Here is a 25,041-nt window from a genome sequence, read left to right on the forward strand (position 1 = left end):
AGGCGGCATGATCCGGGCGTGCGGGACGGCGACGGGGTGCTGCTGGAGACGGCGCGGCTGCGGCTGCGCCGGCTCACCACGGCCGACGTGGATCACCTGGTCGAGCTGGACAGCGACCCGGAGGTGATGCGGTTCCTGACCGGCGGGCGACCCACCCCGAGGGCCACCGTCCGGGACGGGCAGCTGCCCCGGCTCCTCGCCGCGTACGACCGTCACCCCGACCTCGGTCGGTGGGCGGCGCTCGATCGCGCCACCGGTGAGTTCCTCGGTTGGTTCGCGCTCGATCCCTCCGACGACGGGAGCGAGGCCGAGCTGGGTTACCGGCTGCGCCGCTCGGCGTGGGGTCGCGGTCTCGCGACCGAGGGGTCCCGGGCGCTGGTGCGGCACGCCTTCGCCGTGGCCGGCGTGCGGCGGGTGTGGGCGCAGACGATGGCGGTCAACAGCCGGTCCCGGTCGGTCATGGCCAGGGCCGGGCTGCGTCACCTCCGCACGTTCCACCTGACCTTCGACGACCCGATCCCGGGGACGGAGCACGGCGAGGTGGAGTACGAGCTGCGCCGGGAGGAGTGGCGGACTCCTCAGGAGCGGCCGGCCGCCCGACGGGCCCGATAGGCGCTGACGGCGGCCCGGTTGCCGCAGCCGGCCTCGCAGAACCGGCGGGACCGGTTCTTCGACAGGTCGACCAGGACGTTGTCGCAGTCCGGGTGGTCGCAGGTGCGCAGTCGGCTCAGCTCGCCCATCCGGACCAGGTCGGCGAGCGCCATCGCGGCCTCGACCGCCATCCGGGTGGCCAGCGGGGCGTCCCGGGGCACGGCGTGCACGTGGTAGGGCTGGTCGTCGTGCCGGATGAGCTGCGGCAGGGCCCGCGACTCCCGCAGCAGGCCGTTGACGATCTCGACGATCCCGTCCTCGTCGGCCGCCCAGACCCGACGCAGCCGGGGTCGCAGCGCGCGTACGGAGCGCAGCTCGGCCTCGGTGTGCTCGTGCCGGCCGGTGAAGGAGTGCGCGGTGAGGAACGCGTCGAGGGCGGCCACGTCGGGCAGCCCCTCGCGGTCGGGGTCGGCGGTGTTGACCAGGGCCGTGGCGGTGACGAGGGCACATTCGGTGTCATGGGCGAAGAGCAACTTGACTCCTGTCGGGGTGCCGTCCTAGCGTCATCAGCATAAACCTTCTTCACTGATGACTGGCCATTCGATCGAGGAGCGTACCGATGCGTGAACGGTCCAGCGTGGGCCTCGGCCTCGCCCTGCTCTCCGCCCTGACCTTCGCCACCTCGGGCACCTTCGCCCGCCCGCTGGTCACCGGTGAGTGGTCCGCCGAGGCGATCGTGGCGGCCCGGGTCGGCATCGCCGCGCTGGTGCTGGCCGTACCCGCCCTGCTGGCCCTGCGCGGTCGGTGGGCGGTGCTGCGGCGCAACGCCGTCACCCTGGTCGTCTTCGGGCTGCTCGGCGTGGCGCTCGCCCAGGCCTGCTTCTTCAACGCCGTGCGCTACCTGCCGGTCGGCGTCGCGCTGCTGCTGGAATACCTCGGCATCATCCTGGTGGTCGGCTGGATGTGGCTGGTCCACGGCCAGCGACCGCGCCGGCTGACGGTGGTCGGATCGGTGGCCGCGCTCGGCGGGCTGGTCCTCGTGCTCGACCTGACCGGCGCCGGTCGCCTCGACCCGGTCGGGGTGCTCTGGGGCCTCGGCGCCGGGATCGGGCTGGCCGGCTACTTCGTCATCGCCGGCCGGGCCGACGCGAGCCTGCCGTCGGTGGTGATGGCCAGCGGCGGGATGGCGATCGGGACACTCGTGCTGCTCCTGCTCGGACTGGTCGGCGCGCTGCCGCTGCGGGCCGGCACGGCCGACGTGGACTTCGCCGGGCACCGGGTGAGCTGGCTGGTGCCGGTCGCCGGCCTCGCCCTGATCGCCGCGGTCGTCGCGTACGTCGCGGGGATCGCGGGGGCTCGACTGCTCGGTGCGCGGCTGTCGTCGTTCGTCGGGTTGACCGAGGTCATGTTCGCGGTCCTGATCGCCTGGCTGGTCCTGGGCGAACTGCCCAGCCCCGTCCAGCTCGTCGGCGGCGCGCTGATCGTCGCCGGGGTGACCCTGGTGCGGATCGACGAGCTGCGGACGCCCGAAGCCGAGACGGCGGCGGCCACCCCGGTCGAGCCGGCCCTGGCGACCGAGGGGTGAGCGGGTCGGGCCGTCCGACGAGGGATGAGAGGCTTGCCGGCATGCGTACCGCCGTGGTCTTCGACGCCGACGAGACCCTGATCGACCTGCGCCCGGCGGTCACCGGGGCGCTGGTGGCCGTACTGGAGGAGATGCGGCGCCGGACCCCGGCGGCGGCCGAGGTCGCGCTCGCGGACCTGGAGTCGGACTGGGGTGCGGTCTTCGGCGCGCTGAGCGCCGCGCCGGTGCAGGAGATCCGACGGGCCGCGCTGGCCCGGTCGCTCGCCCGGGCCGGGCTCGACGACCACCTGGACGAGCTCGCCGACCTTTTCTTCGCGCGACGCTTCGCGCTGACCCGGCCCTTCCCCGACGCGCTGCCGGCCCTCGCCGCCCTGCGCCCGCGGCACCTGCTCGGCTTCGCCACCAACGGCAACAGCCGCGCGGAACGCTGCGGGCTCGCCGGTGAGTTCACCTTCGAGCTGTACGCACACGTCGACGGCCTGCCGAAGAAGCCGGCACCGGAATTCTACCGGGCGGTGGTGGCGGCAACCGGGTTGCCCGCCGGACAGGTCGTCCACGTGGGGGACTCGCCCGAACACGACGTGGTCGCGCCGCAGCGGGCCGGGCTGCGGGCGGTCTGGCTCAACCGGTCCGGCCTGCCGCGCCCCACCGGCCTGCGGCCGGACGCCGAAGTGTCCACGCTGCTCGAACTCCCCGAGGTGCTGGCCGCCTGGCAGCCCGCGAAAGCCTGATAGCGGTCTATTACGGACGGTACCCTGGCGCAACTTGCTCCCGTGGTATGGGATTGCGACCACGTCCCTCAACGAGAGGATCTGATGTGGTGAGTAAGCGCTTCACCGTCGGCGCCGTCGCGACCGCAGCCGCGCTGGCACTCACGGTGACCGGGCTGGGTGCGCCGGCGAACGCCGAGCGGACCAGCTCCCGGACCTTCACCGTGGTGACGGAGGACGGCGTCTCCGCGGACGCGGCGATCGCCGCGATCACCGCGGCGGGCGGCACCGTCGTCTCCCGTACCGACGACGTCGGGCTGTTCCAGGTGACCAGCGACCGCGCCGACTTCGCCAGCCGGGCCACCGCGGCCCCCAGCCTGATCGGGGCGGCCGAGCAGAAGGCCATCGGCCGCAAGCCGAAGCTGGACCGGGTCGAGCAGGAGCACCTGCTGCCTCAGGCCGCCAAGGGCGTCGCCAACGGGCACGCCAAGAAGATGGACCCGCTGGACGACAAGCTCTGGGGCCTGGAGATGATCCACGCCGACCAGGCGCGCAAGATCGAGCCCGGCGACCGCCGGGTGACCGTCGGTGTCCTGGACACCGGCGTGGACGCCAGCAACCCCGACCTGGCGCCGAACTTCAACTGGGCGCTGTCGCGCAACTTCGCCCCCGACATGACCGACGTCGACGGCCCGTGCGAGGTGGCGAGCTGCCTTGACCCGGTCGGCACCGACGACGGCGGCCACGGCACGCACGTCGCCGGCACCATCGGCGCCGCCGCCAACGGCTTCGGCCTCTCCGGTGTCGCCCCGAAGGTCTCCCTGGTCGAGCTGAAGGGTGGCCAGGACAGCGGCTACTTCTTCCTCAACCCGGTGGTCAACGCCCTCGTCTACGCCGGCAAGTCCGGCCTCGACGTGGTGAACATGTCGTTCTACGTCGACCCGTGGCTCTACAACTGCACCGCCAACCCGGCCGACTCGCCGGAGGCGCAGGCCGAGCAGCGGGCGATCATCAAGGCCATGAAGCGGGCGCTCAACTTCGCCCACGCCAAGGGCGTCACCCTGGTCGGCGCGCTCGGCAACAACCACGAGGACCTCGGCGCCCCGCGCACCGACTTCTCCAGCCCCGACTACGGCTCGGACCCGTACGAGCGGCCGATCGACAACGACAGCTGCTGGGACCTGCCCACCGAGGGCCCGCACGTGATCGGTGTGTCGGCGGTCGGCCCGTCCGGCAAGAAGGCCGACTTCTCCAACTACGGCACCGAGCAGATCTCGGTCGCCGCGCCGGGTGGCTGGTTCCGGGACGGCTACGGCACCGACACCTACCGCACCGCCGCCAACGAGATCCTCTCCACGTACCCGAAGAAGGTGCTCCAGGAGGAGGGCTCGGTCGACGCCGACGGCAACGTCGTCGCCGGTTTCGAGGACTCGGTGTTCAAGCAGTGCACCGCCAAGGGTGAGTGTGGCTACTACACCTACCTCCAGGGCACCTCGATGGCGTCCCCGCACGCCGCCGGTGTCGCCGCGCTGATCGTCAGCCGGTACGGCAAGAAGGAGGCCCGGGGCGGCTTCGGCATGTCGCCGGACCTGGTCGAGCAGCACCTGTACCGCACCGCCGCCGAGCACGCCTGCCCGGAGCCGCGGCTGCAGAGCTACACCAACGAGGGCCGCGATGCGGAGTTCGACGCGTACTGCGCCGGCTCGCTGAACTTCAACGGTTTCTACGGGTACGGCATCGTCGACGCGTACGCGGCGGTCAAGACCCCGCTGAAGCCGAACGCTCGCCCGTAACACCACCGCGCAGGGCCCGGGTGACCGAGAGGTCACCCGGGCCCTGCGTCGTTACCCGGGGGATGGCAAGACGCGAAAAGTTGCCGATGGTAATCCCGTTGGGTGGCCGCCCGGTTCGCCCTTTATAGAATTTGTGCAGGTCAGAGCGGTGTGCGGGACTGAAGGCCCTTCCGGTAGTGGCTCCGATCGACTTGGATGATTACTGATAGTGATCGTCTGAGGTGGTCGTGGCGAGCGACCGCCGGGGAGGAGTAGCCATGACCGACCGCACCGTCCGAAAGGTGACCATCCCGCAGCAGACCACCGCCGCCGCGGCGACCCTGGGCCCCGCCGACCCACCCGACTACTTCGGGACGACCCCCAACTACGCCAACAGCCCGCTGCCGGTGCTCGTGGGCGGCACCGTCCAGGCCGGTACCGGCATCCGCAAGTTCGTCGACACGCTGCCCGGCCTCGGACCCACCAACGCCAACGACCTCGGCAACTATCTGCCCGTCGCGGTCCCCGACACCATCAGCTACCCGGGGAGTGACTACTACGAGATCGGGCTCCAGCAGTACAGCCAGCAGGTGCACAAGGACCTGCCGCCCACCCGGATGCGCGGCTTCAAGCAGCTCAACAACGGCACCGACGGGACCGGCCACAACACGATCGCCCCGCCCGCCAGGGTCTACTACCTCGGACCGGTGATCCGTGCCCGGCGGGACCGGCCGATCCGGATCAAGCTGGTCAACCAGCTGCCGACCGGCGCGGCGGGGAAGCTCTTCCTCCCCGTCGACATCACCCTCTGCGGTGCCGGCACCGGCCCGCTCAGCCCCACCGAGCTCTACACCCAGAACCGGTCGGTGCTGCACCTGCACGGCTCGGAGACCCAGTGGATCAGCGACGGCACCCCGTTGCAGTGGTTCACCCCCGCCGGTGAGGTCACGTCGTATCCCCGGGGTGCCGCCTACGCCAACGTGCCCGACATGCCGGACCCCGGGGCGGGCGCGGTCACGCTCTTCTTCCCGATGCAGCAGAGCGCGCGGATGATGTGGTTCCACGACCACACCGAGGGCACCACCCACCTCAACCCGTACAGCGGTCAGCTCGGGTTCCTCCTGCTCCAGGATCCGGTCGAGCGGCAACTCGTCGCCGACGGCGTGGTCCCCGCCGAGGAGATCCCGCTGGTCATCCAGGACAAGACCTTCGTCCCCGACCCGGCACAACTCGCGGCGCAGGACCCCACCTGGGACACCGTCAACTGGGGTGGCAAGGGCAGCCTCTGGTATCCGCACGTCTACATGCCGAACCAGAACCCCTACAACAGCGAGGGTGCCAACCCGATGGGCCGCTGGGACTACGGGCCCTGGTTCTGGCCGCCGTTCACCGGCATCGAACAGGGGCCGGTGCCGAACCCGTACTACGGGCCCGACCGGCCGTGGGAGCCACCGGTGCAACCCGGCACCCCACTGCCCACCATCACCCCCGAGGCGTTCATGGACACGCCGATCGTGAACGGCTGCCCCTATCCGGTGCTCCAGGTGCAGCCCAAGGCGTACCGGTTCCGGATCCTCAACGCCTGCAACGACCGGACGCTCAACCTCCAGCTCTATCACGCCGCCTCGAACGGGACGATGTGGAACCCGGACGGAACCCTGCGCGACGGGGCCGCCGGCGAGGTGCCGATGGTCGAGGCCTGCCCCAACCCGGCATTCCCGCCCACCTGGCCCACGGACGGCCGCGAGGGCGGCGTGCCCGCCCCGACGGCGGTCGGCCCGGACTGGATCCAGATCGGCAACGAGGGCGGGCTGCTCCCGGGCGTCGCGATCATCCCGCCGCAGCCGATCAACTACGAGTACGACCGTCGCTCGATCACCGTGCTGAACGTCTCCGACCACTCGCTGCTGCTCGGACCGGCCGAACGGGCCGACGTGATCGTCGACTTCTCGACGGTGGCGCCCGGCTCGACGATCATCCTCTACAACGACGCGCCGGCCCCGATGCCGGCCTACGACACCCGGTACGACTACTACACCGGCGACCCCGACCAGACCGACGTCGGCGGTGCACCCAGCACCCAGCCCGGGTACGGGCCGAACACCCGGACCATCCTCCAGTTCCGGGTGGTGGGCACGCCGGCCGCGCGGTTCGACCTGGCCCGCCTCCAGGCCCGGCTGCCGCAGGCGTACGGGCAGAGCCAGCCGAAGCCGATCGTGCCGGAGGAGGCGTACAACGCGGCGTTCGGCACCAGTTTCCCGAACACGTACGTCGCCATCCAGGACACCACCATCACCTTCACCCCGATGGGCGCGAGCAGCCCGGTCACCCTGGACCTCCAGCCCAAGGCGATCGTGGAGGAGTTCGACCCGGTCTACGGCCGGATGCTGCCCAACCTGGGGGTCGAGCTGCCGAAGACCAGCGCCTTCATCCAGACCTCCATCCCGCTGCCCTACATCAACCCACCGACCGAGATCCTCTACATGTCCAACCTGGCCACCCCGGTCGGCTCCACCGGTGACGGCACCCAGCTCTGGAAGATCACCCACAACGGCGTCGACACGCATCCGGTCCACTTCCACTACTACAACGTGCAACTGGTCAACCGGGTCGGCTGGGACGGGATGTACAAGCCGCCGGACGCCAACGAGCTGGGGTGGAAGAAGACCGTGCGGATGAACCCGCTGGAGGACGTCATCGTCGCCATGCGGCCCGCCCTGCCGGTGAACCTGCCGTTCAAGGTGGGCGACAGCGTCCGGCTGCTCGACCCCACCCAGGTCCCGGGGAGCAGCATGGGCTTCGCCCAGATCGACCCGGCCACCGGCGACCCCGCCACGGTCACCAACGTGCCCTACAACTTCGGTTGGGAGTACGTCTGGCACTGCCACATGGTCGACCACGAGGACTTTGACATGATGCGGCCGGTGGTGATCCGGGTGTCCCCCGGAGCGCCGACCAACCTCACCGCGACGGTCAATCCCGGCTCGGTCTCGGTGCCGCCCACCATCGTGCTGAACTGGACCAACCCGGCCGGTCTCCCGGCTGCCACCCAGATCGTCGTCCAACGGGCCACCAACCCGTCCTTCACCGCCGGGCTGACGACCTTCACCCTCGGGCCCACCCTCAGCACCTTCACCGACCCCGGCGCGGTGCCCGGGGTGACCTACTACTACCGGGTCCGTCGCGAGAACAGCGCGAGCTATTCCGCCTGGTCGAACGTGGTCTCCGCCGTGATCAACCTGGCGGCGCCCACCGGCCTGACCGCAGTGCAGGCCGGGGGAACCCCGATCCGGGTCGTGCTCACCTGGACGCTGCGGTCCTACTCGACCGCCGTCGAGCTGCAACGGGCCACCGACCCGACCTTCACCGCGGGCCTGACCACCTTCACCCTCGCCGCCGGTGCCAGCACCTACACCGACACCTCGGTGGTCGCCGGGACCACCTACTACTACCGGGTCCGGACCACCTTCAACGGCGGAGCGTCCCCCTGGTCGAACGTGGCCTCGGTGGCCGTCTACGGAGCACCGGCCGCGCCGACCAACCTGGCGGCCACGGCGATCCCGGTGGCGAACGGCACCGCCACGGTCAACCTCACCTGGCAGGAGAGCGCCACCAGTGTGGTGAACGGTTTCACCCTCCAGCGGGCCACCAACGTGACCTTCACGGCCAACCTGGCCTCGATCCCGGTGCAGCCCGGAACGGTCCGGAGCTACAGCGACACCGGACGGGCCCGATCCACCACCTACTACTACCGGATCCAGGCGTACAACGGGGTCGGTAGCAGCGCGTACAGCGGCATCATCGCCGTCACCACGCCGGCCTGACCCGGCACCTGCCCGATCGGGGCGGCCACCGGTCGCGGGTGGTCGCCCCGCCCGTCCGCCGGCGCGACCGGCTGGTGGTGAGCCGGTCGTCACGGCCGCCACCCGCCGGCCCGGAGCGCGGCGCACACCTCGGCCTGGACGGCGGGGAACTGCCGGCGCAGCCGGTGGTCGGTCACGGGCACCACCCGCCAACCCGCCCCGACCAGCCCGTCCAGCGGCTCGCACCCGAGGGGCGGCCGGTCGGCGAGCGCCCGCCGCCCGGCGTCGTACTGGATCGCGACGCGGAACCGCGGCCACGCCAGGCCGGGGCGCAGCACCACGCCGGTGCCGAGCCGCACCGGATGCCGGGCGACCGGACGAGGCAGCCCGCCCAGCACGAGCCGGACGCGCAGGTGCGACTCCGCCGGCGATCCGGACGCCGGATCGGTCAGCCCGAAGACCCAGCCGGCCCGCCGGCTCCCGGGCCAACCGGCCCGCCGATCGGCCACCTCGGCGAGCTCGTCCCGCCCCAGGAGCCCTCGGCGCAACAGGGTGTCGACGATGCCGACCGCCCGGAACGGCTCGATCCACACGGCCGTCTCCCAGGCGCACTCCGCCGGACCGGTGTGCGCAGGTCCGCCCGCGCCGGGGCTGCCCACCTCGGGGCTGCCCGCCCCGGGGCTGCCGGGGTAGCGCGCCGTCGACCGCCCGGCCGCGCCGCCGACCGGGAAGGTGGCCGGGGCGTGCCGGGGCGCGCCGAGGCGGTGCACCCGGAGCCCGGCCTGTGGGTCGACCCGGGTCGACCCGGTCACCAGCACGTGCACGTCGTCGTCGAAGCCGGCGGCGTGCTCCACGCCGTGCAGGTGGGCCGCGGACGGACCGGCGATCAGGGTGCCCGGCGGCAGCCGGAGCAGGGCCGCCCGGCAGGCGAGGCGGTGATCGCGGTCGAGGCGGGCGTCGGCGTAGACGTCCTGCCGGAGGCGGAGCCAGGACGCGCCCCGGAGCTGGTGCCGGGTGAGCAACCCGCGACGGACCACGTCCGATCCCCGGAAGACCTGCCCGGCCAACTCGGCCGGCCGATGCGGTGCAGGAGGCATGCCGACAGCCTGGCCGCACCGGACCGACCGGGAACACCCCTGTGGACAACCGCAGCCCGCCGCTGCGGCGTGCCCTGTGGACAACCGCCTGACCAGCTCCGCCTTGTGATAACGGGGGCGGGTGGCGACGGGAGCGGAACGCCGGGTCAGGCCAGGGCGGTGGCGATGGCGGAGGCGGCGGTGGTGACCTGGGCGCCGACCAGGTCGACGTCGAGCGGGGAGAGGGAGACCACGCCGACGCTCGCCTCCAACCCGGGCACCCCGAGCACCGGCGCGGCCACCCCGTACGCCCCGGACTCCAGCTCCCCGGCGGTGCTCACCGGGCCGGCGGCGCCGGACCGGCCGGCGAGGATGGCCCGCCCCGCCGCCCCGCGCTCCAACGGATGCCGGGACCCCGTCCGGTACGCCACGTGGAACGCCGTCCAGCTCGGCTCCACCACCGCCAGGGCGACCCCCTCGCCGCCCTCCACGACGGTGAGGTGCGCGGTCGCCCCGGCCTGCTCGGCCAGTCGCCGCAGGGCGGGCAGCGCCCCCTCGGCCAGCAGCGGCTGGGCGCGCCGGGCCAGGTGCAGCACGCCGGCGCCGAGGCGCAGCCGGCCCCCGCCGTCGCGGCGGAGCATGCCGTGCCCGGTCAGCGCGCCGACCAGCCGGTAGACGGCGGCCCGTCCGATGCCCAGCCGGTTCGCCGCCTCGGTGACGGTCAGTCCGCCGGGCGCGTCCGCGACCAGGTGCAGCAGGCGCAGCCCCCGGTCCAGGGTCTGCGCCGTCTCGCCGCCGCGTACCGCCGCCCCGTCCGCACCCGCCGCCGTGTCCACAGCACGCAGCGTACGACCCGGCTCCGGCCAACCCCGAAAAGCACGGACGGCTACCCTTGTACGGTGACGCTACGCCTGTATGACACCGCCACCCGATCGGTGCGGGACTTCGTCCCGCGGGAAGCCGGCAAGGTGGGGGTCTACCTGTGTGGTCTCACCCTCCAGGCCCCGCCGCACATCGGTCACCTTCGCTCCGGCGTCAACTACGACGTGCTGCGCCGCTGGCTGCTCGCCGCCGGTTTCGAGGTCACCTTCATCCGCAACGTGACCGACATCGACGACAAGATCCTGGTCAAGGCGATGGAGCAGGGGCGACCCTTCTGGTCGATCGCCTATGAGAACGAGCTGGTCCTCGCCGAGTCGTACCGGGCGCTGAACGTGCTGCCGCCGACGTACGAGCCGCGCGCCACCGGGCACATCCCGGAGATGCACCAGCTGATCGCCCGGCTGATCGAGACGGGGCACGCCTACCCGGCCACCGACGGCTCCGGCGACGTCTACTTCGACGTGGCCTCCTGGCCGGCGTACGGGTCGCTGTCGGGCCAGTCGCCGGAGGACATGCAGTCCGCCGGGGACGCCCCCGAGCGGGGCAAGCGTGACCCGCGGGACTTCGCCCTGTGGAAGGGCGCCAAGCCCGACGAGCCGGCCGACGCCTACTGGCCGTCGCCGTGGGGTCGCGGCCGGCCCGGCTGGCACATCGAGTGCTCGGCGATGTGCTGGCGTTACCTGGGCGCCGAGTTCGACATCCACGGCGGCGGGCTCGACCTGACCTTCCCGCACCACGAGAACGAGATCGCCCAGTCCCAGGCCGCCGACCTGCCCTTCGCCCGCTGGTGGGTGCACCACGGGCTGCTCAGCATCGGTGGCGCCAAGATGGGCAAGTCGCTGGGGAACGCCCTCGACCTGACCTACGTGGCCTCGCTCGGGGTGCGGCCGGTGGAGCTGCGCTACTACTACGCCGCCGCCCACTACCGGTCCCGCATCGACTACTCGGAGGACTCGCTGCGGGAGTCCGCCGTCGCGTACCGGCGGATCGAGGGCTTCGTGCAGCGGGCCGCCGAACGCGTCGGCGCCGGGCAGCTCGGCGAACTGCCGTCGGGCTTCGTGGCGGCGATGGAGGACGACCTCAACACCTCCGCCGCGCTCGCCGTGCTGCACGAGGTGATCCGGGACGGCAACACCGCGCTGACCACCGGCGACGATGTGACCGTCCGCACGACTCTGGCCGCCGCCCGCGCGATGCTGGATATCCTCGGTGTCGACCCCCTCGACCCGGCGTGGACCGGTGGTGGCCGCGCCGACGACCTGCGCGGTGTGGTGGACTCCCTGATCGCGCTGGCCCTGGAGCAGCGCGCACAGGCCCGCGGCCGCAAGGACTGGGCCGCCGCGGACGCCGTGCGCGACCAGCTCAAACAGGCCGGCGTGGTCGTCGAGGACACCCCCCAGGGCCCCCGTTGGACTATTGGAGAGCAGGACTGATGGCCGGCAACTCGCAGCGCCGTGGCCGGCGACTGACGCCGAAGGCGGGTGCCCCGAAGGGCTCCGGAGGCAAGAACAAGGACTCGCTCGCCGGGCGCGGCAGGACCCTGCCCGCCGACGAGCGCCCCTGGCACAAGGCGTACTCGGGCACCGAGAAGCTGCCCCAGCGCACCGCCTGGAAGCAGGACAAGGAGCGCCGCGCGGCGGCCGAGGAGGGGCGTGCCCCCAAGATCGGACAGCCGGGCAGCAAGGACACCACCTGGGGCAAGGGCACCAAGGGGGTCGCCCCGACCCGGGGTGGCGGCGGCGGCCGGGGCGGCAAGCCCACCGGCCGCTCGGGTCCGCGGGTCGCGCCGGGACGCAAGTCCAACCCGGCCAAGGACACCCCGGAGCTGCTGGTCGGCCGGAACCCGGTGCTGGAGTCGCTGCGCGCGCAGGTGCCGGCGACGGCGCTCTACACCGCGCAGGGCATCGACGCCGACGACCGGGTCAACGAGATCGTCCGGACCGCCGCCGACCGGGGCATCGCGATCCTGGAGATCAGCCGGGCCGAGTTGGACCGGATGACCGGCGGCGTGCTGCACCAGGGCGTCGGCCTCCAGGTGCCGCCGTTCGCGTACGAGCCGTTCGAGGACCTGATGGCCGCCGCGCTGGAGCAGGCCGCCCCGCTGCTGGTCGCGCTGGACGGGGTCACCGACCCGCGCAACCTGGGCGCGGTCATCCGCTCCGCCGCCGCGTTCGGCGCGCAGGGTGTCTTCGTACCCGAGCGGCGGGCCGCCGGGATCACCGCGACCGCCTGGCGGACCAGTGCCGGCGCGGCCGCGCGGGTGCCGGTCGCCCAGGTCACCAACCTGACCCGGTCGCTGAAGGCGTGCCGGGACGCCGGGTTCATGGTGGTCGGGCTGGACGCCGACGGCGACACCGACCTCTACGACCTGGAGGCCGCGGTCGGGCCGCTGGTCGTGGTGGTCGGCTCCGAGGGGCGCGGCCTGTCCCGCCTGGTCGGCGAGACCTGCGACCTCACCGTCAGCATCCCGATGGTCTCCGACGTCGAGTCGCTCAACGCCAGCGTCGCCGCCGCGGTGACCCTCGCCGAGGTCGCCCGCCGCCGGGCCGTCGAGGCCTGACCCCGCACGAGACACGAAAAAGGGGCGGTCCGCCGAAGCGGGCCGCCCCTTTCTGCGTACGTCAGATCCGGCTGCCGGTGGTGGCGTGGAACATGTGGCTCTGGCCGGCCCGCGGCTTCACGAACACGGTGTCACCCATGTTCGGCATGCTGCGCCGGTCGGTACGGACCACGAAGCGCTCGTTGTGGCCCTCCAGCGCGGCGTGGCCGTAGACGTTGGCGTCGGAGCCCAGGTCCTCGACCAGCTCGACCACGACCGGCATGCCGCCCTCGGTCGGGCTGACCATGTCGCAGTCCTCCGGGCGGAAGCCGACGGTCACCTTGCCGTTGCCGCCCTCGGCCTGGGCCGCGGCGACCTGCTCCCGGGTGAGCGGGATGTACATCTCGGCGAAGGCCGCGCCGTGCTCGGTCAGCGGCACGGTCTTGATGTTCATCGCGGGGGAGCCGATGAAGCCGGCGACGAAGACGTTGGCCGGGGTGTCGTAGAGCGCCCGCGGGGTGTCCACCTGCTGGAGCACGCCGTCGAGCATGACCGCGACCCGGTGACCCATGGTCATGGCCTCGACCTGGTCGTGGGTGACGTAGACGGTGGTGATGCCGAGCTTCGCCTGCAGCGACGCGATCTGCGTACGGGTCTGCACCCGGAGCTTGGCGTCGAGGTTCGACAGCGGCTCGTCCATGAGGAAGACCTGCGGCTCGCGGACGATCGCCCGGCCCATCGCGACCCGCTGGCGCTGGCCACCGGAGAGCGCCTTCGGCTTACGGTTGAGGTATTCCTCGAGCTGGAGCAGCCCGGCCGCCTCCTTGACCCGCCGGTCGATCTCCGACTTCGAGGTCTTGCGCAGCTTGAGCGCGAACGCCATGTTCTCGTACACCGTCATGTGCGGGTAGAGGGCGTAGTTCTGGAAGACCATCGCGATGTCGCGGGCCTTCGGGGGCAGGTGGGTGACGTCGCGGTCGTCGATGTAGATCGCGCCCTCGTCGACGTCCTCCAGGCCGGCGAGCATGCGCAGGCTGGTGGACTTGCCGCAACCCGAGGGGCCGACCAGGACGAGGAACTCGCCGTCGCCGATCTCGAGGTCGAGCTGGTTGACGGCGGGCCGCTCGGTGCCCGCGTAGATGCGGGACGCCTTGGCGTAGGTGACCGTAGCCATGATGGAGCGCTTCCTTTCACCGGCAGGAACGTGCCGGACGATCCGAGTGAAGGAGCGACCGGCACCCGTGGTGCCGGTCAGCGGACGTCACCCGGGCAGCCGAGGCCGACCGGAGTGTCGTCCGTGTCACTGCACGGTAAACGGGTTTTCCGTACCTGCCAAGGCGGGGAACACGGGGTGGGACGGACGGCATACGCATTTCGGTCAGCCGGGCACTCCCGGGCATCAATCCCCACAGTCCCCAGTCGATCCCGGGGACGATCCGTCGGCAGGCGGTCGGTAAATTGACGTTTCCCGTGCTCGGGAGGCCTGCCGAGCGGGAAATCCGGACGTCAGTCGCTATGCTGACGACGACGCCGCACGCCCCTGTAGCTCAGCTGGCCAGAGCACTCGCCTTGTAAGCGAGATGTCGCCGGTTCGATCCCGGCCGGGGGCTCTATATCCGCTCCACCTGCGCAAACGTCGGTAAGCCTCGACAAGAGGAGTACCGAACGATGCTCAAAGACCAATCGCTTATGGCCGCTGACCTGGTGTCACCCAGGCAGCGGGCGCGGGCACGGTGGATCGCATGACCCGCCACCCGAAGACCCGCCGACCCGACCCGGGCGCCTACCAGACCTGGATCAACTCCTGGCGCCTGAGCATGGAAGCCCAGGGACTCAGCGCCCGCACCGTCACCCTCTACGTCGACGTCGCCCAGTTCTTCGGCGGCTGGCTGACCGTCACCCACCCGAAGATCCGCGACTGGGACCAGGTCGGCCGCGACGAGCTCCGCGGCTTCTTCGCCTGGCTGCGCCAGGGCAGCGACGCCGGCAAGCCCTGCCCGCACGCCCTACGCGATCCCGCCGCCGCGCCGCCTGCGTGCCAGGGGTACGGCAAGGGCTACGTCAACAACGTCGGCCGGTCCCTGCAGCAGTTCTTCGGCTGGTACGCCGAGGAGGAGGAGCTGCCCAACCCCTTCGTCAAGGTGACCGTGCCCGCGGCTCCTCGCGCCGACGAGGCCCCACCGCCGGTGCTGACCCCCGAGCAGCTCCAGGCCCTCATCCGCGACGCCGAGCGCGGCCGCGACTTCGAATCCCGGCGCGACGCCGCGATGCTGCGGCTGTTCATGTGCACCGGCACTCGGCTGGCCGAGCTGGCACTGCTGCAGCTCGACGACGTCAATCTTCAGCGCCGCGAGGCGGTTGTCACGGGCAAGGGGAGCAGACAGCGGATCGTGCCCTTCGACCAGCGCGCCGCCCTGGCCCTCGACCGGTACATCCGGGTCCGGACCAAGCACCCCGCCGGGTACCTCCCGGCACTCTGGCTCGGCGTCCGCCGCAGGCAGGCGATGACACCCAACGGCGTCTACCAGATGCTCGTCCGCCGCGGCGAGCACCTCGGCATCCGGATCTACCCGCACCTGCTGCGCCACACCTTCGCCCACCGGTGGCTCGACGCCGGCGGCGCCGAGGGCGACCTCATGGCCCTCGCCGGATGGGACTCCAACCAGATGCTCCGCCACTACGGACGCTCCGCGAAGTCCGCACGGGCGCGTCGGGCCTACGACCGGATCGACGTGATGGGCGGAATTTGATCGACGTAGATATGGGCGTGAGCAGCGTTTTTAAGCGTGAGTCGAACCGCATGTGAGGGGGTTGTTACAAATTGCAGATAGCGCAACTTGCACATTGGTACGTGCTGATCACGGCGGGTAGGTTCCGGTGACCGCCGAGCAAACAGGAGGTCGCCTCACATGTGGCAGCAGATGACCATCGCGCTCTTCGCCACGCTCACCCTCTCCACGCCATCCGCCGACCCGTCACACCCAGTGCGAGACGTCATTGACGGGCTCTTTGGTAAGCCCTCCGCCACGTCTCCAGCGCCAGCAACTCCCGCGCCTACCCGGTCATCCACCACTCCGGCTGGAGCGGCCCCCTCGACCGCGCCGGCGGGTCGCGCTACCGCAGGCCCGTCTTCGGGGCGTCCGACGGTCGGATCGGCCCCCGTACGTCCAGCAGCACCGCCGGACCAGCAGCTGGCCGGCAAGAGGGGCGTTCCGCCAGCGGCCGCCCCGTCTGACGCCGGAGTCGCACCGGCTCCTGCTGCGGAAAGCAGCGGGCGGGCTGGTGATGCTGCTCGACCGGCCCCGGGCAACCGTCAGACCGTGCACCTCGCCCTGCTGTTCCTGGCTCTGCTCATCGCTGGGGTCTGCGCCGTGGCCATCCCGGTCGTGCGTCGCCGCGCCAGGAGCCGCGGCTTCGATCAGGGATTCCTCGAAGGCGCCGCCGGCGAGACACGTCCGGCGGAACCCGAGACACGGCTGCGGCTGGTCCAGGACGCGCAGTGACCTACCATGCCTCCGCCACGTACACGCCGACGCCGGCGCGGCCGACAGTGAGGCCTCGGTCGCGGGTCAGCTCCAAGGCGCGCTGGATGGTGGACACGCTGACCGAGTACAGGTCCGCGAACTCCCGCAGGCTGGGCAGCTTCTCCCCTGGCGGGTACTCACCCGCACGGATGCGCGCGGATAGGTCGTCCGCGATTTCCCGGGACGACATAGGTATGGGCATGGTGGATCTCCCTGGCTGGCACGCCGATTCGATCACGCACCGACATCCGCCTCAAGCAGTGATTGCACCTAGGTCACACAGTGGCCTAGCGTGAGCAGCGGGTTGACCGTCCCTGGCTGGCGTCCGGGTCGAGACACCCAGGCCGGGAGGCGACTCGATCGCCTCCCGGCCTTTCCGTGCTCCTGGGAGTACCGTCGAGAGTGGCGGGCCCGCCGGTTGTAGCGGTCGGCGGGCCGCCGCCCAGACCGCTACCTGGGAGAGCCGATCATGAGCACACCGACCACGGGCCAGCGTCTCGCCCGGATCCGCCGCAAGGCCCAGCTCACGCAGGAGGCGCTGGCCGAGGCCTCCGGCGTCAGCGTCGATACCATCCGCAAGCTGGAGCAGGGGGTCCGCCACAGCGCGCGGCTGGACACACTGCACGCGCTCGCTCGCCCCCTGGGCGTGGCCACCACCGCCCTGCTCGGCGACGCGTCGGAGGCCGCAGCGCGGCGCGAGCCGGATCACCGGCCGCTGTCCCTGGCCGCGATCCGCCGCTCGCTGACCCCGGCCCGGGGCCTGGGCGTACCGATCACCGTGGCAGCGGACGGACCGCCGCCCACCGTGGACGTTCTCCGCGGCCGGGTCGGCGCGGCCGACGCCGCCTACCATCGGGGTGACTACGCGACCGCGCTCGCCGCCGCGCCCCGGCTCCTCGACGATGCCCGGCGCACCGCCGAGGCGACCGGGGCCCCGCTCGCGTACGCGACCCTCGCGCAGGCCCGATACCTGGCCACCGAGTTGCTCATCCAGTTGCGCGCCGGGGACCTGGCGTACGCGGCTGTCTCTGGTGCGCTCGACGCCGCTCAGACGGCTGGTGACCCGGTGCTCGGCGCGTCTACGGTCAAGGGCACGTCGTGGCTGCTGCTGCGGCAGGGTCGGCTGGCCGAGGCGGAGCAGGTGGCCATTGCCACTGCCGACGAGATCGAGCCGCGGGTGCGCCGGGCCCAGCCAGCGGAACTGGCCGTGTGGGGGTGGCTGCTGCTCGCCGGTGCCGCCGCGGCGTCCCGGGACAACCGGCCCCGCGATGCCGCCGCTCTGCTGGACACCGCGTCGGCAGCCGCCGCCGCGCTCGCGGACCGGCCCGTCGATGGGCTGGCCATCCTCGGCGGGTTCCGGTCGGCCCGGGTGGAGATGATGCGCGTGGAGACGGCGGCGGTGGCCGGCGAGCCGGGCCGTGTGCTGGAGCTGGCCGAGCGGGTGCCGGTCGGGCAGGCGCAGCCGACGTCGTGGCAGCGGCACCGCTTGGACGTGGCGTGGGCACACGCCGAGCGTCGAGAGTACGGCGAGGCGACCGGCGTGCTGCTGGAGCTGCGGGATCGGGCGCCGGCGTGGCTGCGGCATCAGCGGTATGCGCGCCGGATCGTGGAAGGGATCGCGGCCGGCCGCCGGCGAGCGATGTCGGCGGAGCTGGCGGGCCTGGCGGAGCTGGTGGGCTGCGACCTGTAGCAGTCGCACATGACGTCCTAGTTTCCGCCTCGATGCCGGGTTGTCGCCTCCCCGGCCCCTGTTTGGTCATCGGTCATGCAGTCACCGTAGGTGTCGGGAATGGTTACCGGCCGCTGTCCCCGTGGCGACCGGCATCCGGCCCGACGGGTGGCGGCGGTGGTCCTTCCAACGCACGTCGAGCACCGCCGCCACCCCCCGATCTGAGGGAGGCGACTCGTGGCGACCCCGATCCGGACCCTGCTGCGCCGGCTAGCCGGCCAACCCGACCCGGTTCCGCCCGGCACCGGGCAGCGCATCCAGGAAGCCGAGCAGCGGCGAGCTAAGCAGCTGCTGCTGGAGTCCAACCGGATCCGCGAGCACCGGTGGTCCCGGTGAGCGTCATCGAGACGTTCGACGCTGACGCCGTGGTGCTGGTCGCCTCGATGGTCGTCGACGCCCACCAAGGCGGCCGGGCGTGCCCGCAGTGCACCGACGACGGCTGCGGACAGGAGGCGTGGGCGGCCGACATCCTCGCCCAGCACGCCGCCGACCGCGCCGCGTTCTGCGAGCGGGTGGCGGCGTGGTGACCGTGCCGGCCGGCACCCGGGTGTCCCTGCGCGCCGGGGAATGGGCGAGCCACCTGGGCCAGCTCGGCACCATCCACCTCGACATCAGGACCGTCGAGGTCGACGGCGAGCTGGAGGGCATGACCGGCTGGACGTGGGTACGCGGCCACGCTCTGGAGTGCAGCTGGGAGAGCTCCGACTGCACCCGCGACTGGTGCATCAAGGTGGCCGTGCAGGACACGGCGCTCTACGACGCCGCGAACAGGTAGCCCGGTGCGCTGGAGTCGAGCACCGCCGCCTCGCCGGTACACTGACCCGGCCCGTGAGCTGCCAAGATCCGCCAATTGATCAGGAGAGCAACCGTGCAGACCAGTCAGGCCCTGGACCTCATCGAGGCCCTCCTGCGAGCCGCCGAGCACCCCGACATCACCGCCATCGAGCGGTACGGTCGGGACGCGCAGCCTGGCGGCCAGTCTCCGGCGGGCGTGAAGGCGCAGCACCGGTCGTCGGACGCTTGGGCGTTGCTGTCGGCGGACGTGCCGCCGCGCACCGCCCAGCCCGCACCTCTGCCCACCGAGCCCCTGCCCCCGCGGTGGCGGGCAGCTCGGATGCTCGTGCTCGTGCACGAGCTGCTGGACGCCGCCCGACCCGAGCAGTTCGCCGGGTGGGAGCTGGTGCGCCAGGAGGGCACGCACAGCCCGGTCGCAGCCGGCATCCGCATCACCGCGCGAGACGGCTCGGTGATCTACCTGCGGGGCATGGCGGCGTCGGGGCAGCAGCGTGACCCCGAGATCGAACCGTACCCGGACTACCGAATCCCCCAAGGAGTCCAACAGTGGCACCACAGAGTCAGTGCTCCACCTGCGGAGCGCGTGTCGGCGTAGCCCCCGGCAAGTCCTGCCCTCCGCACCAGGCGATGGGCAGCCGCGGCACCTGCCCCGGCTCCGGCAAGCCCACCTACTGAGCAACGACGACGCCCCCCGACCGTGTTGGTCGGGGGGCGTCGCTGCGTCTGGGGCTACTGGTCGCCGTGCACTCGACGGCTCTCGGCCAGCTTCGTGAGCACGTCCTCGGGATGGCACTCGCGGTGCCGGCCCGTGCCGGCCTTGCGCCGGTAGCGGATCTCGGGCGGATCCGCATTGAGCATCCGGACGACGGTGCTCTTGGACGCGCCCAGCACCAGGGCGACGTCGCCCGGCCGCAGCCACTCGCCGTCGCGGAGCGCACGCTCCAGCTCTTCCACCGTCCTGGCCATCGTGCCGATCGTAGCGGGCGGGTCGAGTGTGTTGGTGATCGACACGAGCGCTCCCCTCACCGTGCCTAATGTGTCTGTCGTGCCTAGTGTGTCATACTGGCCGGCATGAAGCTGATCAGTCGGACTCCCCGGCTCTCCCCGGCCGAGCTCGCCCAGCTCGAAACCGCGCGGATCCGCGCCGAGGACGAGCGTCGCCGCCTGGCTGCCGACTTCGCACGCGATCAGGCCGCCGCCGCACGCGAAGAGCGCCGGCGGACCGAGCGCGAGCACGTCCGCGCCGAGCGGAAGCGCCGCAAGGCCCGCGAGAAGGCCAGGGCCCGCCGCCGGCGGCAGCTCGCCCACCTGGCCACGACCGGCCGCACGGTCGCCCCGCTCCTCGTCGTCAACGCGGCCACGGTCGGTGGCCAGCTGGCGTACACGTACGACCAGACCCCGGCCACCTGGCCGACCCCGGTGCGGGTGGCCGTGGCCGTCGGCGTGGCCACCGCCGCCGAGAGCGTCGCCCTGTACGTCGGCTGGCACGCCCACGACGCGCTACTCAAGCGCGCGTACGGCACGGCCGCGCGGCTCCGGCGAGCCTCGTACGCCATCGCCCTGGTCATGGCCGCCGTCAACTACAGCCACTTCACCAAAGGTCCGCTCGATCCCACCGCCCTCGCGGTCATCCTCGGCGTGCTCTCAAGCCTCTCGCCCTGGTTGTGGGGCCTGCACACGCGCCGAGCCCAGCACGTGCAACTGGTGCGCGAGGACCTGGTCGACGAGACCGGCGCCGTGTTCGGCCCGGACCGTCGCCGGGCATTCCCGGTCCGCTCGTGGCAGGCCCGCCGCTGGAGCATCGACAACAATGTCCGCGACCCCAAGATGGCCTGGAACGGCTACAAGGCCGAGCGTGAGGCCAAGCGGGCCGCAGCCCGGCCCGGGCGGTGGGGCACCGCGTGGGCCGGGCTGCGCGGCCGCGCCGAGGTGGTGCGGTCGACGCCGGCGCCCGTCGACGAGAACGACCCAGGTATCCGGCAGTGCCGGAAGGTGCAGCGGGAGATGGCCGCGGCGCGGGAAAGCATCATGCCGCGGCTGGCCCGGATCGTGCTGGCCGACCGGCTGGCGAACCTCCGGCCGGCCGGTGGCCAGCCGATTGGCCAGGCCGGTGGCCAACGGGTGAACGGTGGCCGGCCGCCAGCAGCACCCGACCCGGACGGCCAGCAGCCGGTACCGCCGCCGTCCGCGCCCGAGCCTCCGCCGCCGCCGGCGGACAGCGCCACCGCCCGGGTCGCCGCCGCCTACGACGAACTGGTGGCTGAGCTCCGACGGCCACCGTCCGGCCGGCAGGTGGCCAGACGCGCCGGCGTCAGCAAGACCACCGCCAACGACTGGCTCAACGAGCACCGCAGGAAGCAGGGGAACTGACCATGTCCCACCGCCTCGCGCTCATCGGGGTCGGCTTCAACGCCGGCGTCATCCTCCTCGGCGACGCCCGGACCACCCGCCTCATCGGCGTCGCCAGCCTGCTCCTGTGCCTGGCCATCGCCGCCGTCACCAGCCCCAACAACCGCCTGTGATAGCTGCCGGGGCGCGGTCGACCCGACCAAGAGCAGCCGCGCCCCGGCCCTCCCGGGATGGAAGGACCACCATCATGACGACCACCCACCTGATCCGCGGCCAGGTGCCGCCCGACTCGCCGCTGCGCGCCCTGGCCGGCCGCACCGTCACTACCCCGGCCAGCGACGTCACTGAGCTGGCCGGCCGGGTCCGCGAACTGCGGCTGGCGAACATCGACCCGGTGATCCTGCCGGCCCGCCGCGTGCCGTGGACGCCGATCGCGGTAACCCTGGCCGCCGGCGTGCTGGCCGCCGTGGCCACCGCGCTGGCCGCTCTCCTGGCCGGCCACCCGGCCGTGGCCTGGACGGCGGCCGGCGCGATGGTGCTCCTCGGCGTCGCCCTGTTCCCTGTCCTCACGCACCTGGAAATGGACCGCTGATGGCCGCCCTGCCGTACCGCCTGCACATTCACGACGGCCAGTACGAGGTCCTGCACAACCGTCGGCACATCGTCGTCCTGGACCTGTCGGTCCCCGGGTACGCGACGATCCTCAGCCAGCAGCTGCAGGCCCTGACCCGGGAGGCGCTGGCCGCGAACGAGCCGATGGACTCGCCCCGGCTCACGGTGCACGACGCGGCCACCGACACGTACGTGCTCGATTGGACGGGAGCCTGATGCTCTACGCGATCCTGGCGGCGGTGCCCACGCCGACGCCGAGCCCGACCAGGCCTCCCGCTCACGGCGGCCAGGCCGAGGCGTTCCTGCACACCATGTCCCCGACCACCGTGTCGGTGCTGCTGCTGCTCGCCCTGCTCGTCGACTGGATGAGCGTCGGCCCGAACAGCCTCCGGGACCGGCTGGCGTTCATCATCGCGGTGCCGACGATCAGGGAGGGCTTCGACGGCAGCCCGCTGGACGAGTGGACCGTCGGAACGCTGAGCAAGGTGATCCAGAGCCTGCTCGACTCCACCGGCGGCGCGTACATCGCCGGGACCAGCATCAACTACTTCATCGGCGCGCTGATCGGCTGCCTGTGGATCTACGCGGTGGGCTGCATGCTGCCGGTCAAGTGGAGCAAGAAGCTCGGCCGGTTTGCCACCCTGGCGTTTCCCTCCTCGGGGATGCGCCGGCTCAACACTCCGTTGTGGGTGGTGGCCGCCGCGCTCGGCATGATGTCCGACCTGCCGGGCGGTGTCGTAGGTGACATCGCCCGCTCGCTGATCGACGTCGCGGGGTCGCTCGTCGCCCCGCTCCCGGAAGTGCTCTTCGGAACTGGTGGTGCCTGATGACGACCGTACTGATTGCCGCTGACCAGGAATCGTCCCGCGGCTGGGGTGGCCCGATCGCTCTACTGGTAGCCGTCGTGCTCTTCCTGGTGGTCATCGGGGTCCAGGAGCATCTGCGTCCGGCCGGCGGCCGGGCCCCCTCCCCCACCGACGAGGGTGACCCCGACGATGGTGTCACCGCGCAGGTCAGCGAGGTGTCTGACACCGATGACACCGACCGTGACACCAGCCCGTGGGGGTGGATCGTCAACCGGGGCGGGCGGCGCGTCCGGGTCTACACCGAGCCCGGCCGGGATGACGAGCTGGACCTCGACCTGGACGCTGCGGCCGAGCAGGAGGCCGAGACGCTGGAGGACGTCGTCGACCGGATGGAGGAGGACGGCGTGGCGTACGCGGAGATCGTCCGCCGGCTGATGGCTGACCACCGGGTGTCGGAGTCGACGGCGAAGCGGGCCATCCGCCGCAGCCGGGAGGCCCGGGCCAAGCAGCGCGCCAGCTGACCCCGGACGCCATGAAGCGCCCCCGCCGGCTGGTGCCGCGCGGGGGCGCTTTCGTGTGCGGGGCTACTCCTGCGGGCTGTCGGCGCGGCGCTTGGCGCCGCCGGTGACGCCGCGGGCGATCTGGGAGGCGCGGGCCGGGTGAAGGTGCAGCTCCTCGCCGACCTGGTCCCAGGTGCGGCCCACCTTGAGCTCATTGACGGCCTCAGCCCGCAGGGCGCGGAGGGTGCTCTGGAGCTCGGGCACGGCCTCGAGGGCGGCGCCGAGGGCGCGGGCCCGGTCGGCGGGGTCGTCCGGCAGGCCGGCGGCCAGGGCGGCGATGGGGGTCGGGAGCGTCATGCGGATGAGGGTAGTGGGTACCCCTCCAGATTTCCAGTGGGTACCCACTTGCGTTCTCAGTGGGTACCCACTAGGCTATGAGTACAGGCAGGAACGAGCTAGGGAGACGGACATGGACAAGGTCGAGGCGAAGACGCAGGAGATCCTGGCGATGGACGCGACGATGAGCCCGACCCGGGCCCGGATCGCCGCCATGAAGGCCGTCGCCGCCCAGCAGCTCGCCGACTACCACCGCCGGGTGATGGACGAGAACTGAGCCCCCGGGGCCCGGGAAACCGGGCCCCACCCGCGCGCCGACGTGCTGAGGCGTCGGCAACTCGACACAGACCTGGCATGGTTGCCGATGGCCGATACGGTGCCCGACATGGTCCGTACCCGCCACCTCGCCACCGCCCTGGTCCTCACCACCGCCGCCCTGGCTGGCTGCGGCGATCAGGAGCCGGTCGGCGCCCCCTCGTCCACCGCTAGCTCGTCCTCACCGTCGCCGGCGGTCAGCTCGGCATCGCCGACCCCCAGCGCCAGCCCGACCGCGGCTCCCGACGTGCAGCTCGCTCTGGGCAAGAGCAAGGAATCACCCGACGGCGCGGTCATCTCCACCGTGTACGCCTACAAGCAGCCCGTCGCCAAGTCGGCGCCCCGCCCCGAAGAGCAGGCCGGCTACGAGTGGGGTGCAGCGGACGTGAAGGTGTGCGTCAAGAAGAGCTACACCGCGAACTCGGTCAGCGTCAGCAACTCCCCGTGGACCCTCGTGTACGCCGACGACTCCCAGATCGAGGCGTCGGGCACCGGCTACGAATCGTTCCCCGAACCGGCGTTCCCGTTCGGCGAGAAGACGTTGGCTCCGGGGCGGTGCGTGCGCGGGTGGATCACCTTCCCCGTGCCGGCGAAGAAGCGGCCCGCCGCTGTGGAGTACGCCGGCCAGAGCGAGCCGGTGCCGCCGCGCTGGGTGGTGAAGTAGGCCAGAACGAGTCCCGTGCCCGGGAACGCACGAAGCGGCCCGCCCCCGACCGGGGGCGGGCCGCAGTCTGTGCAGAGACGGGGCTTACCTGATGTGCGTCGCCGGGTCGGATCTTGGGGTGACCTGCGGGCGGATCCCGAACAGGGCGAAGCCGGCGACGACGGCTCCACCGATCGCGGCCACCGTCCCGTCCGAGACGTGGAAGCCGTACTCGGCGAGCAGCGACGCCGCCGCGGCCACCGCGCCGACGTAGAGGGCTGGCGCGACCGGCCGCGTCGCCCAGGCGGTGACGCCCGCCGTCACCAGCGCGGTGATGGCCGCAGCGGCACCAGCGGACAGGCCCGGCACGCCGAGGGCGGCCAGCACGGTGATGAGGGAACCGATCGCGCCGATGACCAGCGCAGGCTCCCGACCGAAGATCTTCACGATGCTCCTAGGGTGAGGGTGTGCGAA

General features: G+C 72.1%; 30 protein-coding genes and 1 tRNA gene. 23 read left to right on the plus strand and 8 right to left on the minus strand.

Annotated features, from left to right (window positions below; translation table 11 throughout):
- The first annotated feature begins 18 nt into the window (after positions 1-18).
- Positions 19-612: a GNAT family N-acetyltransferase gene (locus ABUL08_RS25615; protein WP_350932547.1), complete on the plus strand. Its 594-nt coding sequence runs from the start codon at positions 19-21 to the stop codon at positions 610-612.
- On the opposite strand, the gene ABUL08_RS25620 is transcribed toward ABUL08_RS25615, so the two are convergent.
- Positions 579-1,124: a CGNR zinc finger domain-containing protein gene (locus tag ABUL08_RS25620; protein WP_350932548.1), complete on the minus strand. Its 546-nt coding sequence runs from the start codon at positions 1,122-1,124 to the stop codon at positions 579-581. The two genes, ABUL08_RS25615 and ABUL08_RS25620, sit on opposite strands and share 34 nt — an antisense overlap.
- A gap of 86 nt (positions 1,125-1,210) precedes the next feature.
- Between ABUL08_RS25620 and ABUL08_RS25625 the strand changes: the two genes are divergently transcribed.
- The 4 genes from ABUL08_RS25625 to ABUL08_RS25640 all read left to right on the plus strand — a co-directional run bounded on the left by ABUL08_RS25625 (position 1,211) and on the right by ABUL08_RS25640 (position 8,482).
- Complete coding sequence (locus tag ABUL08_RS25625) at positions 1,211-2,176, plus strand: EamA family transporter (protein ID WP_350932549.1); 966 nt, start codon at positions 1,211-1,213, stop codon at positions 2,174-2,176.
- A gap of 41 nt (positions 2,177-2,217) precedes the next feature.
- Positions 2,218-2,907 carry an HAD family hydrolase gene (locus ABUL08_RS25630; protein WP_350932550.1) on the plus strand — a complete coding sequence of 230 codons (690 nt, stop codon included), beginning with the start codon at positions 2,218-2,220 and terminating at the stop codon, positions 2,905-2,907.
- 89 nt (positions 2,908-2,996) lie between these two features.
- A complete protein-coding gene (locus ABUL08_RS25635) occupies positions 2,997-4,679 on the plus strand; it encodes a S8 family serine peptidase (protein WP_350932552.1) in 1,683 nt (560 codons plus the stop codon).
- Between the two features lie 257 nt (positions 4,680-4,936).
- Positions 4,937-8,482: a hypothetical protein gene (locus ABUL08_RS25640; RefSeq protein ID WP_350932553.1), complete on the plus strand. Its 3,546-nt coding sequence runs from the start codon at positions 4,937-4,939 to the stop codon at positions 8,480-8,482.
- An 89-nt stretch (positions 8,483-8,571) separates the two neighbouring features.
- Here the strand turns inward: ABUL08_RS25640 and ABUL08_RS25645 are convergent, their stop codons facing one another.
- Both ABUL08_RS25645 and ABUL08_RS25650 read right to left on the minus strand, forming a co-directional pair.
- A complete protein-coding gene (locus ABUL08_RS25645) occupies positions 8,572-9,558 on the minus strand; it encodes a hypothetical protein (RefSeq protein WP_350932554.1) in 987 nt (328 codons plus the stop codon).
- A gap of 146 nt (positions 9,559-9,704) precedes the next feature.
- Positions 9,705-10,373 (minus strand): IclR family transcriptional regulator, encoded by a 669-nt coding sequence (locus ABUL08_RS25650; RefSeq protein ID WP_350932555.1) that lies wholly within the window; start codon positions 10,371-10,373, stop codon positions 9,705-9,707.
- A 63-nt stretch (positions 10,374-10,436) separates the two neighbouring features.
- Here ABUL08_RS25650 and cysS point away from each other — a divergent pair, with 63 nt between their 5' ends.
- Together cysS and rlmB are read left to right on the plus strand one after the other, a co-directional pair.
- The gene (cysS, locus tag ABUL08_RS25655; RefSeq protein ID WP_350932556.1) at positions 10,437-11,852 is read left to right on the plus strand and encodes a cysteine--tRNA ligase; all 1,416 of its coding nucleotides are present in this window, start codon (positions 10,437-10,439) and stop codon (positions 11,850-11,852) included.
- Complete coding sequence (gene rlmB, locus ABUL08_RS25660) at positions 11,852-12,979, plus strand: 23S rRNA (guanosine(2251)-2'-O)-methyltransferase RlmB (RefSeq protein ID WP_350932557.1); 1,128 nt, start codon at positions 11,852-11,854, stop codon at positions 12,977-12,979. The genes cysS and rlmB overlap by 1 nt, the downstream gene beginning before the upstream one ends.
- Before the next feature lie 61 nt (positions 12,980-13,040).
- Here rlmB and ABUL08_RS25665 read toward each other — a convergent pair whose 3' ends face one another.
- Positions 13,041-14,132, minus strand: a complete 1,092-nt coding sequence (locus tag ABUL08_RS25665; RefSeq protein ID WP_242794747.1) for an ABC transporter ATP-binding protein — start codon at positions 14,130-14,132, stop codon at positions 13,041-13,043.
- A 362-nt stretch (positions 14,133-14,494) separates the two neighbouring features.
- Here ABUL08_RS25665 and ABUL08_RS25670 point away from each other — a divergent pair.
- From ABUL08_RS25670 to ABUL08_RS25680, 3 genes are all read left to right on the plus strand, one after another.
- A tRNA-Thr gene (locus ABUL08_RS25670) sits at positions 14,495-14,568 on the plus strand.
- 132 nt (positions 14,569-14,700) lie between these two features.
- Entirely contained in the window at positions 14,701-15,708 is a 1,008-nt protein-coding gene (locus ABUL08_RS25675; RefSeq protein WP_350932558.1) for a tyrosine-type recombinase/integrase, read from the plus strand.
- Between the two features lie 570 nt (positions 15,709-16,278).
- A complete protein-coding gene (locus ABUL08_RS25680; RefSeq protein WP_350932559.1) occupies positions 16,279-16,461 on the plus strand; it encodes a hypothetical protein in 183 nt (60 codons plus the stop codon).
- 1 nt (position 16,462) lies between these two features.
- On the opposite strand, the gene ABUL08_RS25685 is transcribed toward ABUL08_RS25680, so the two are convergent.
- A complete protein-coding gene (locus ABUL08_RS25685) occupies positions 16,463-16,684 on the minus strand; it encodes a winged helix-turn-helix domain-containing protein (RefSeq protein ID WP_350932560.1) in 222 nt (73 codons plus the stop codon).
- Between the two features lie 267 nt (positions 16,685-16,951).
- On the opposite strand from ABUL08_RS25685, the gene ABUL08_RS25690 reads away from it, so the two are divergent.
- The 5 genes from ABUL08_RS25690 (at position 16,952) to ABUL08_RS25710 (ending at position 19,601) form a co-directional block, all read left to right on the plus strand.
- A complete protein-coding gene (locus ABUL08_RS25690) occupies positions 16,952-18,172 on the plus strand; it encodes a helix-turn-helix transcriptional regulator (RefSeq protein ID WP_350932561.1) in 1,221 nt (406 codons plus the stop codon).
- Positions 18,173-18,388: 216 nt separating this feature from the next.
- Positions 18,389-18,547: a hypothetical protein gene (locus tag ABUL08_RS25695; RefSeq protein WP_350932562.1), complete on the plus strand. Its 159-nt coding sequence runs from the start codon at positions 18,389-18,391 to the stop codon at positions 18,545-18,547.
- Entirely contained in the window at positions 18,544-18,738 is a 195-nt protein-coding gene (locus tag ABUL08_RS25700; RefSeq protein WP_350932563.1) for a hypothetical protein, read from the plus strand. The genes ABUL08_RS25695 and ABUL08_RS25700 overlap by 4 nt, the downstream gene beginning before the upstream one ends.
- A complete protein-coding gene (locus tag ABUL08_RS25705) occupies positions 18,732-18,986 on the plus strand; it encodes a hypothetical protein (protein ID WP_350932564.1) in 255 nt (84 codons plus the stop codon). The genes ABUL08_RS25700 and ABUL08_RS25705 overlap by 7 nt, the downstream gene beginning before the upstream one ends.
- 93 nt (positions 18,987-19,079) lie before the next feature.
- Positions 19,080-19,601, plus strand: a complete 522-nt coding sequence (locus ABUL08_RS25710; protein ID WP_350932565.1) for a hypothetical protein — start codon at positions 19,080-19,082, stop codon at positions 19,599-19,601.
- A gap of 134 nt (positions 19,602-19,735) precedes the next feature.
- Here ABUL08_RS25710 and ABUL08_RS25715 read toward each other — a convergent pair whose 3' ends face one another.
- Positions 19,736-20,017, minus strand: coding sequence for a hypothetical protein (locus tag ABUL08_RS25715; protein ID WP_350932566.1), 282 nt, complete (start codon positions 20,015-20,017; stop codon positions 19,736-19,738).
- Positions 20,018-20,077: 60 nt separating this feature from the next.
- Here ABUL08_RS25715 and ABUL08_RS25720 point away from each other — a divergent pair, with 60 nt between their 5' ends.
- The 6 genes from ABUL08_RS25720 to ABUL08_RS25745 all read left to right on the plus strand — a co-directional run bounded on the left by ABUL08_RS25720 (position 20,078) and on the right by ABUL08_RS25745 (position 23,294).
- Positions 20,078-21,376 carry a hypothetical protein gene (locus ABUL08_RS25720; protein ID WP_350932567.1) on the plus strand — a complete coding sequence of 433 codons (1,299 nt, stop codon included), beginning with the start codon at positions 20,078-20,080 and terminating at the stop codon, positions 21,374-21,376.
- A 2-nt stretch (positions 21,377-21,378) separates the two neighbouring features.
- The gene (locus ABUL08_RS25725; RefSeq protein ID WP_350932568.1) at positions 21,379-21,528 is read left to right on the plus strand and encodes a hypothetical protein; all 150 of its coding nucleotides are present in this window, start codon (positions 21,379-21,381) and stop codon (positions 21,526-21,528) included.
- Between the two features lie 74 nt (positions 21,529-21,602).
- Positions 21,603-21,947 carry a hypothetical protein gene (locus ABUL08_RS25730; RefSeq protein ID WP_350932569.1) on the plus strand — a complete coding sequence of 115 codons (345 nt, stop codon included), beginning with the start codon at positions 21,603-21,605 and terminating at the stop codon, positions 21,945-21,947.
- A complete protein-coding gene (locus ABUL08_RS25735) occupies positions 21,947-22,183 on the plus strand; it encodes a hypothetical protein (RefSeq protein WP_350932570.1) in 237 nt (78 codons plus the stop codon). Before ABUL08_RS25730 ends, ABUL08_RS25735 begins: the two co-directional genes overlap by 1 nt.
- Positions 22,183-22,794 carry a hypothetical protein gene (locus ABUL08_RS25740; RefSeq protein WP_350932571.1) on the plus strand — a complete coding sequence of 204 codons (612 nt, stop codon included), beginning with the start codon at positions 22,183-22,185 and terminating at the stop codon, positions 22,792-22,794. The genes ABUL08_RS25735 and ABUL08_RS25740 overlap by 1 nt, the downstream gene beginning before the upstream one ends.
- Positions 22,794-23,294, plus strand: coding sequence for a hypothetical protein (locus ABUL08_RS25745; RefSeq protein ID WP_350932572.1), 501 nt, complete (start codon positions 22,794-22,796; stop codon positions 23,292-23,294). Before ABUL08_RS25740 ends, ABUL08_RS25745 begins: the two co-directional genes overlap by 1 nt.
- A gap of 63 nt (positions 23,295-23,357) precedes the next feature.
- Here the strand turns inward: ABUL08_RS25745 and ABUL08_RS25750 are convergent, their stop codons facing one another.
- Entirely contained in the window at positions 23,358-23,630 is a 273-nt protein-coding gene (locus ABUL08_RS25750; protein WP_350932573.1) for a hypothetical protein, read from the minus strand.
- 112 nt (positions 23,631-23,742) lie between these two features.
- Between ABUL08_RS25750 and ABUL08_RS25755 the strand changes: the two genes are divergently transcribed.
- The gene (locus tag ABUL08_RS25755) at positions 23,743-23,886 is read left to right on the plus strand and encodes a hypothetical protein (protein WP_350932574.1); all 144 of its coding nucleotides are present in this window, start codon (positions 23,743-23,745) and stop codon (positions 23,884-23,886) included.
- 108 nt (positions 23,887-23,994) lie between these two features.
- Positions 23,995-24,588, plus strand: coding sequence for a DUF4352 domain-containing protein (locus tag ABUL08_RS25760; RefSeq protein WP_350932575.1), 594 nt, complete (start codon positions 23,995-23,997; stop codon positions 24,586-24,588).
- Between the two features lie 84 nt (positions 24,589-24,672).
- Here ABUL08_RS25760 and ABUL08_RS25765 read toward each other — a convergent pair whose 3' ends face one another.
- The gene (locus tag ABUL08_RS25765) at positions 24,673-25,014 is read right to left on the minus strand and encodes a hypothetical protein (RefSeq protein ID WP_350932576.1); all 342 of its coding nucleotides are present in this window, start codon (positions 25,012-25,014) and stop codon (positions 24,673-24,675) included.
- Between the last annotated feature and the right edge of the window lie 27 nt (positions 25,015-25,041).

The sequence above is a fragment of the Micromonospora sp. CCTCC AA 2012012 genome (assembly GCF_040499845.1).
Classification (GTDB): Bacteria; Actinomycetota; Actinomycetes; order Mycobacteriales; family Micromonosporaceae; genus Micromonospora; species Micromonospora mangrovi.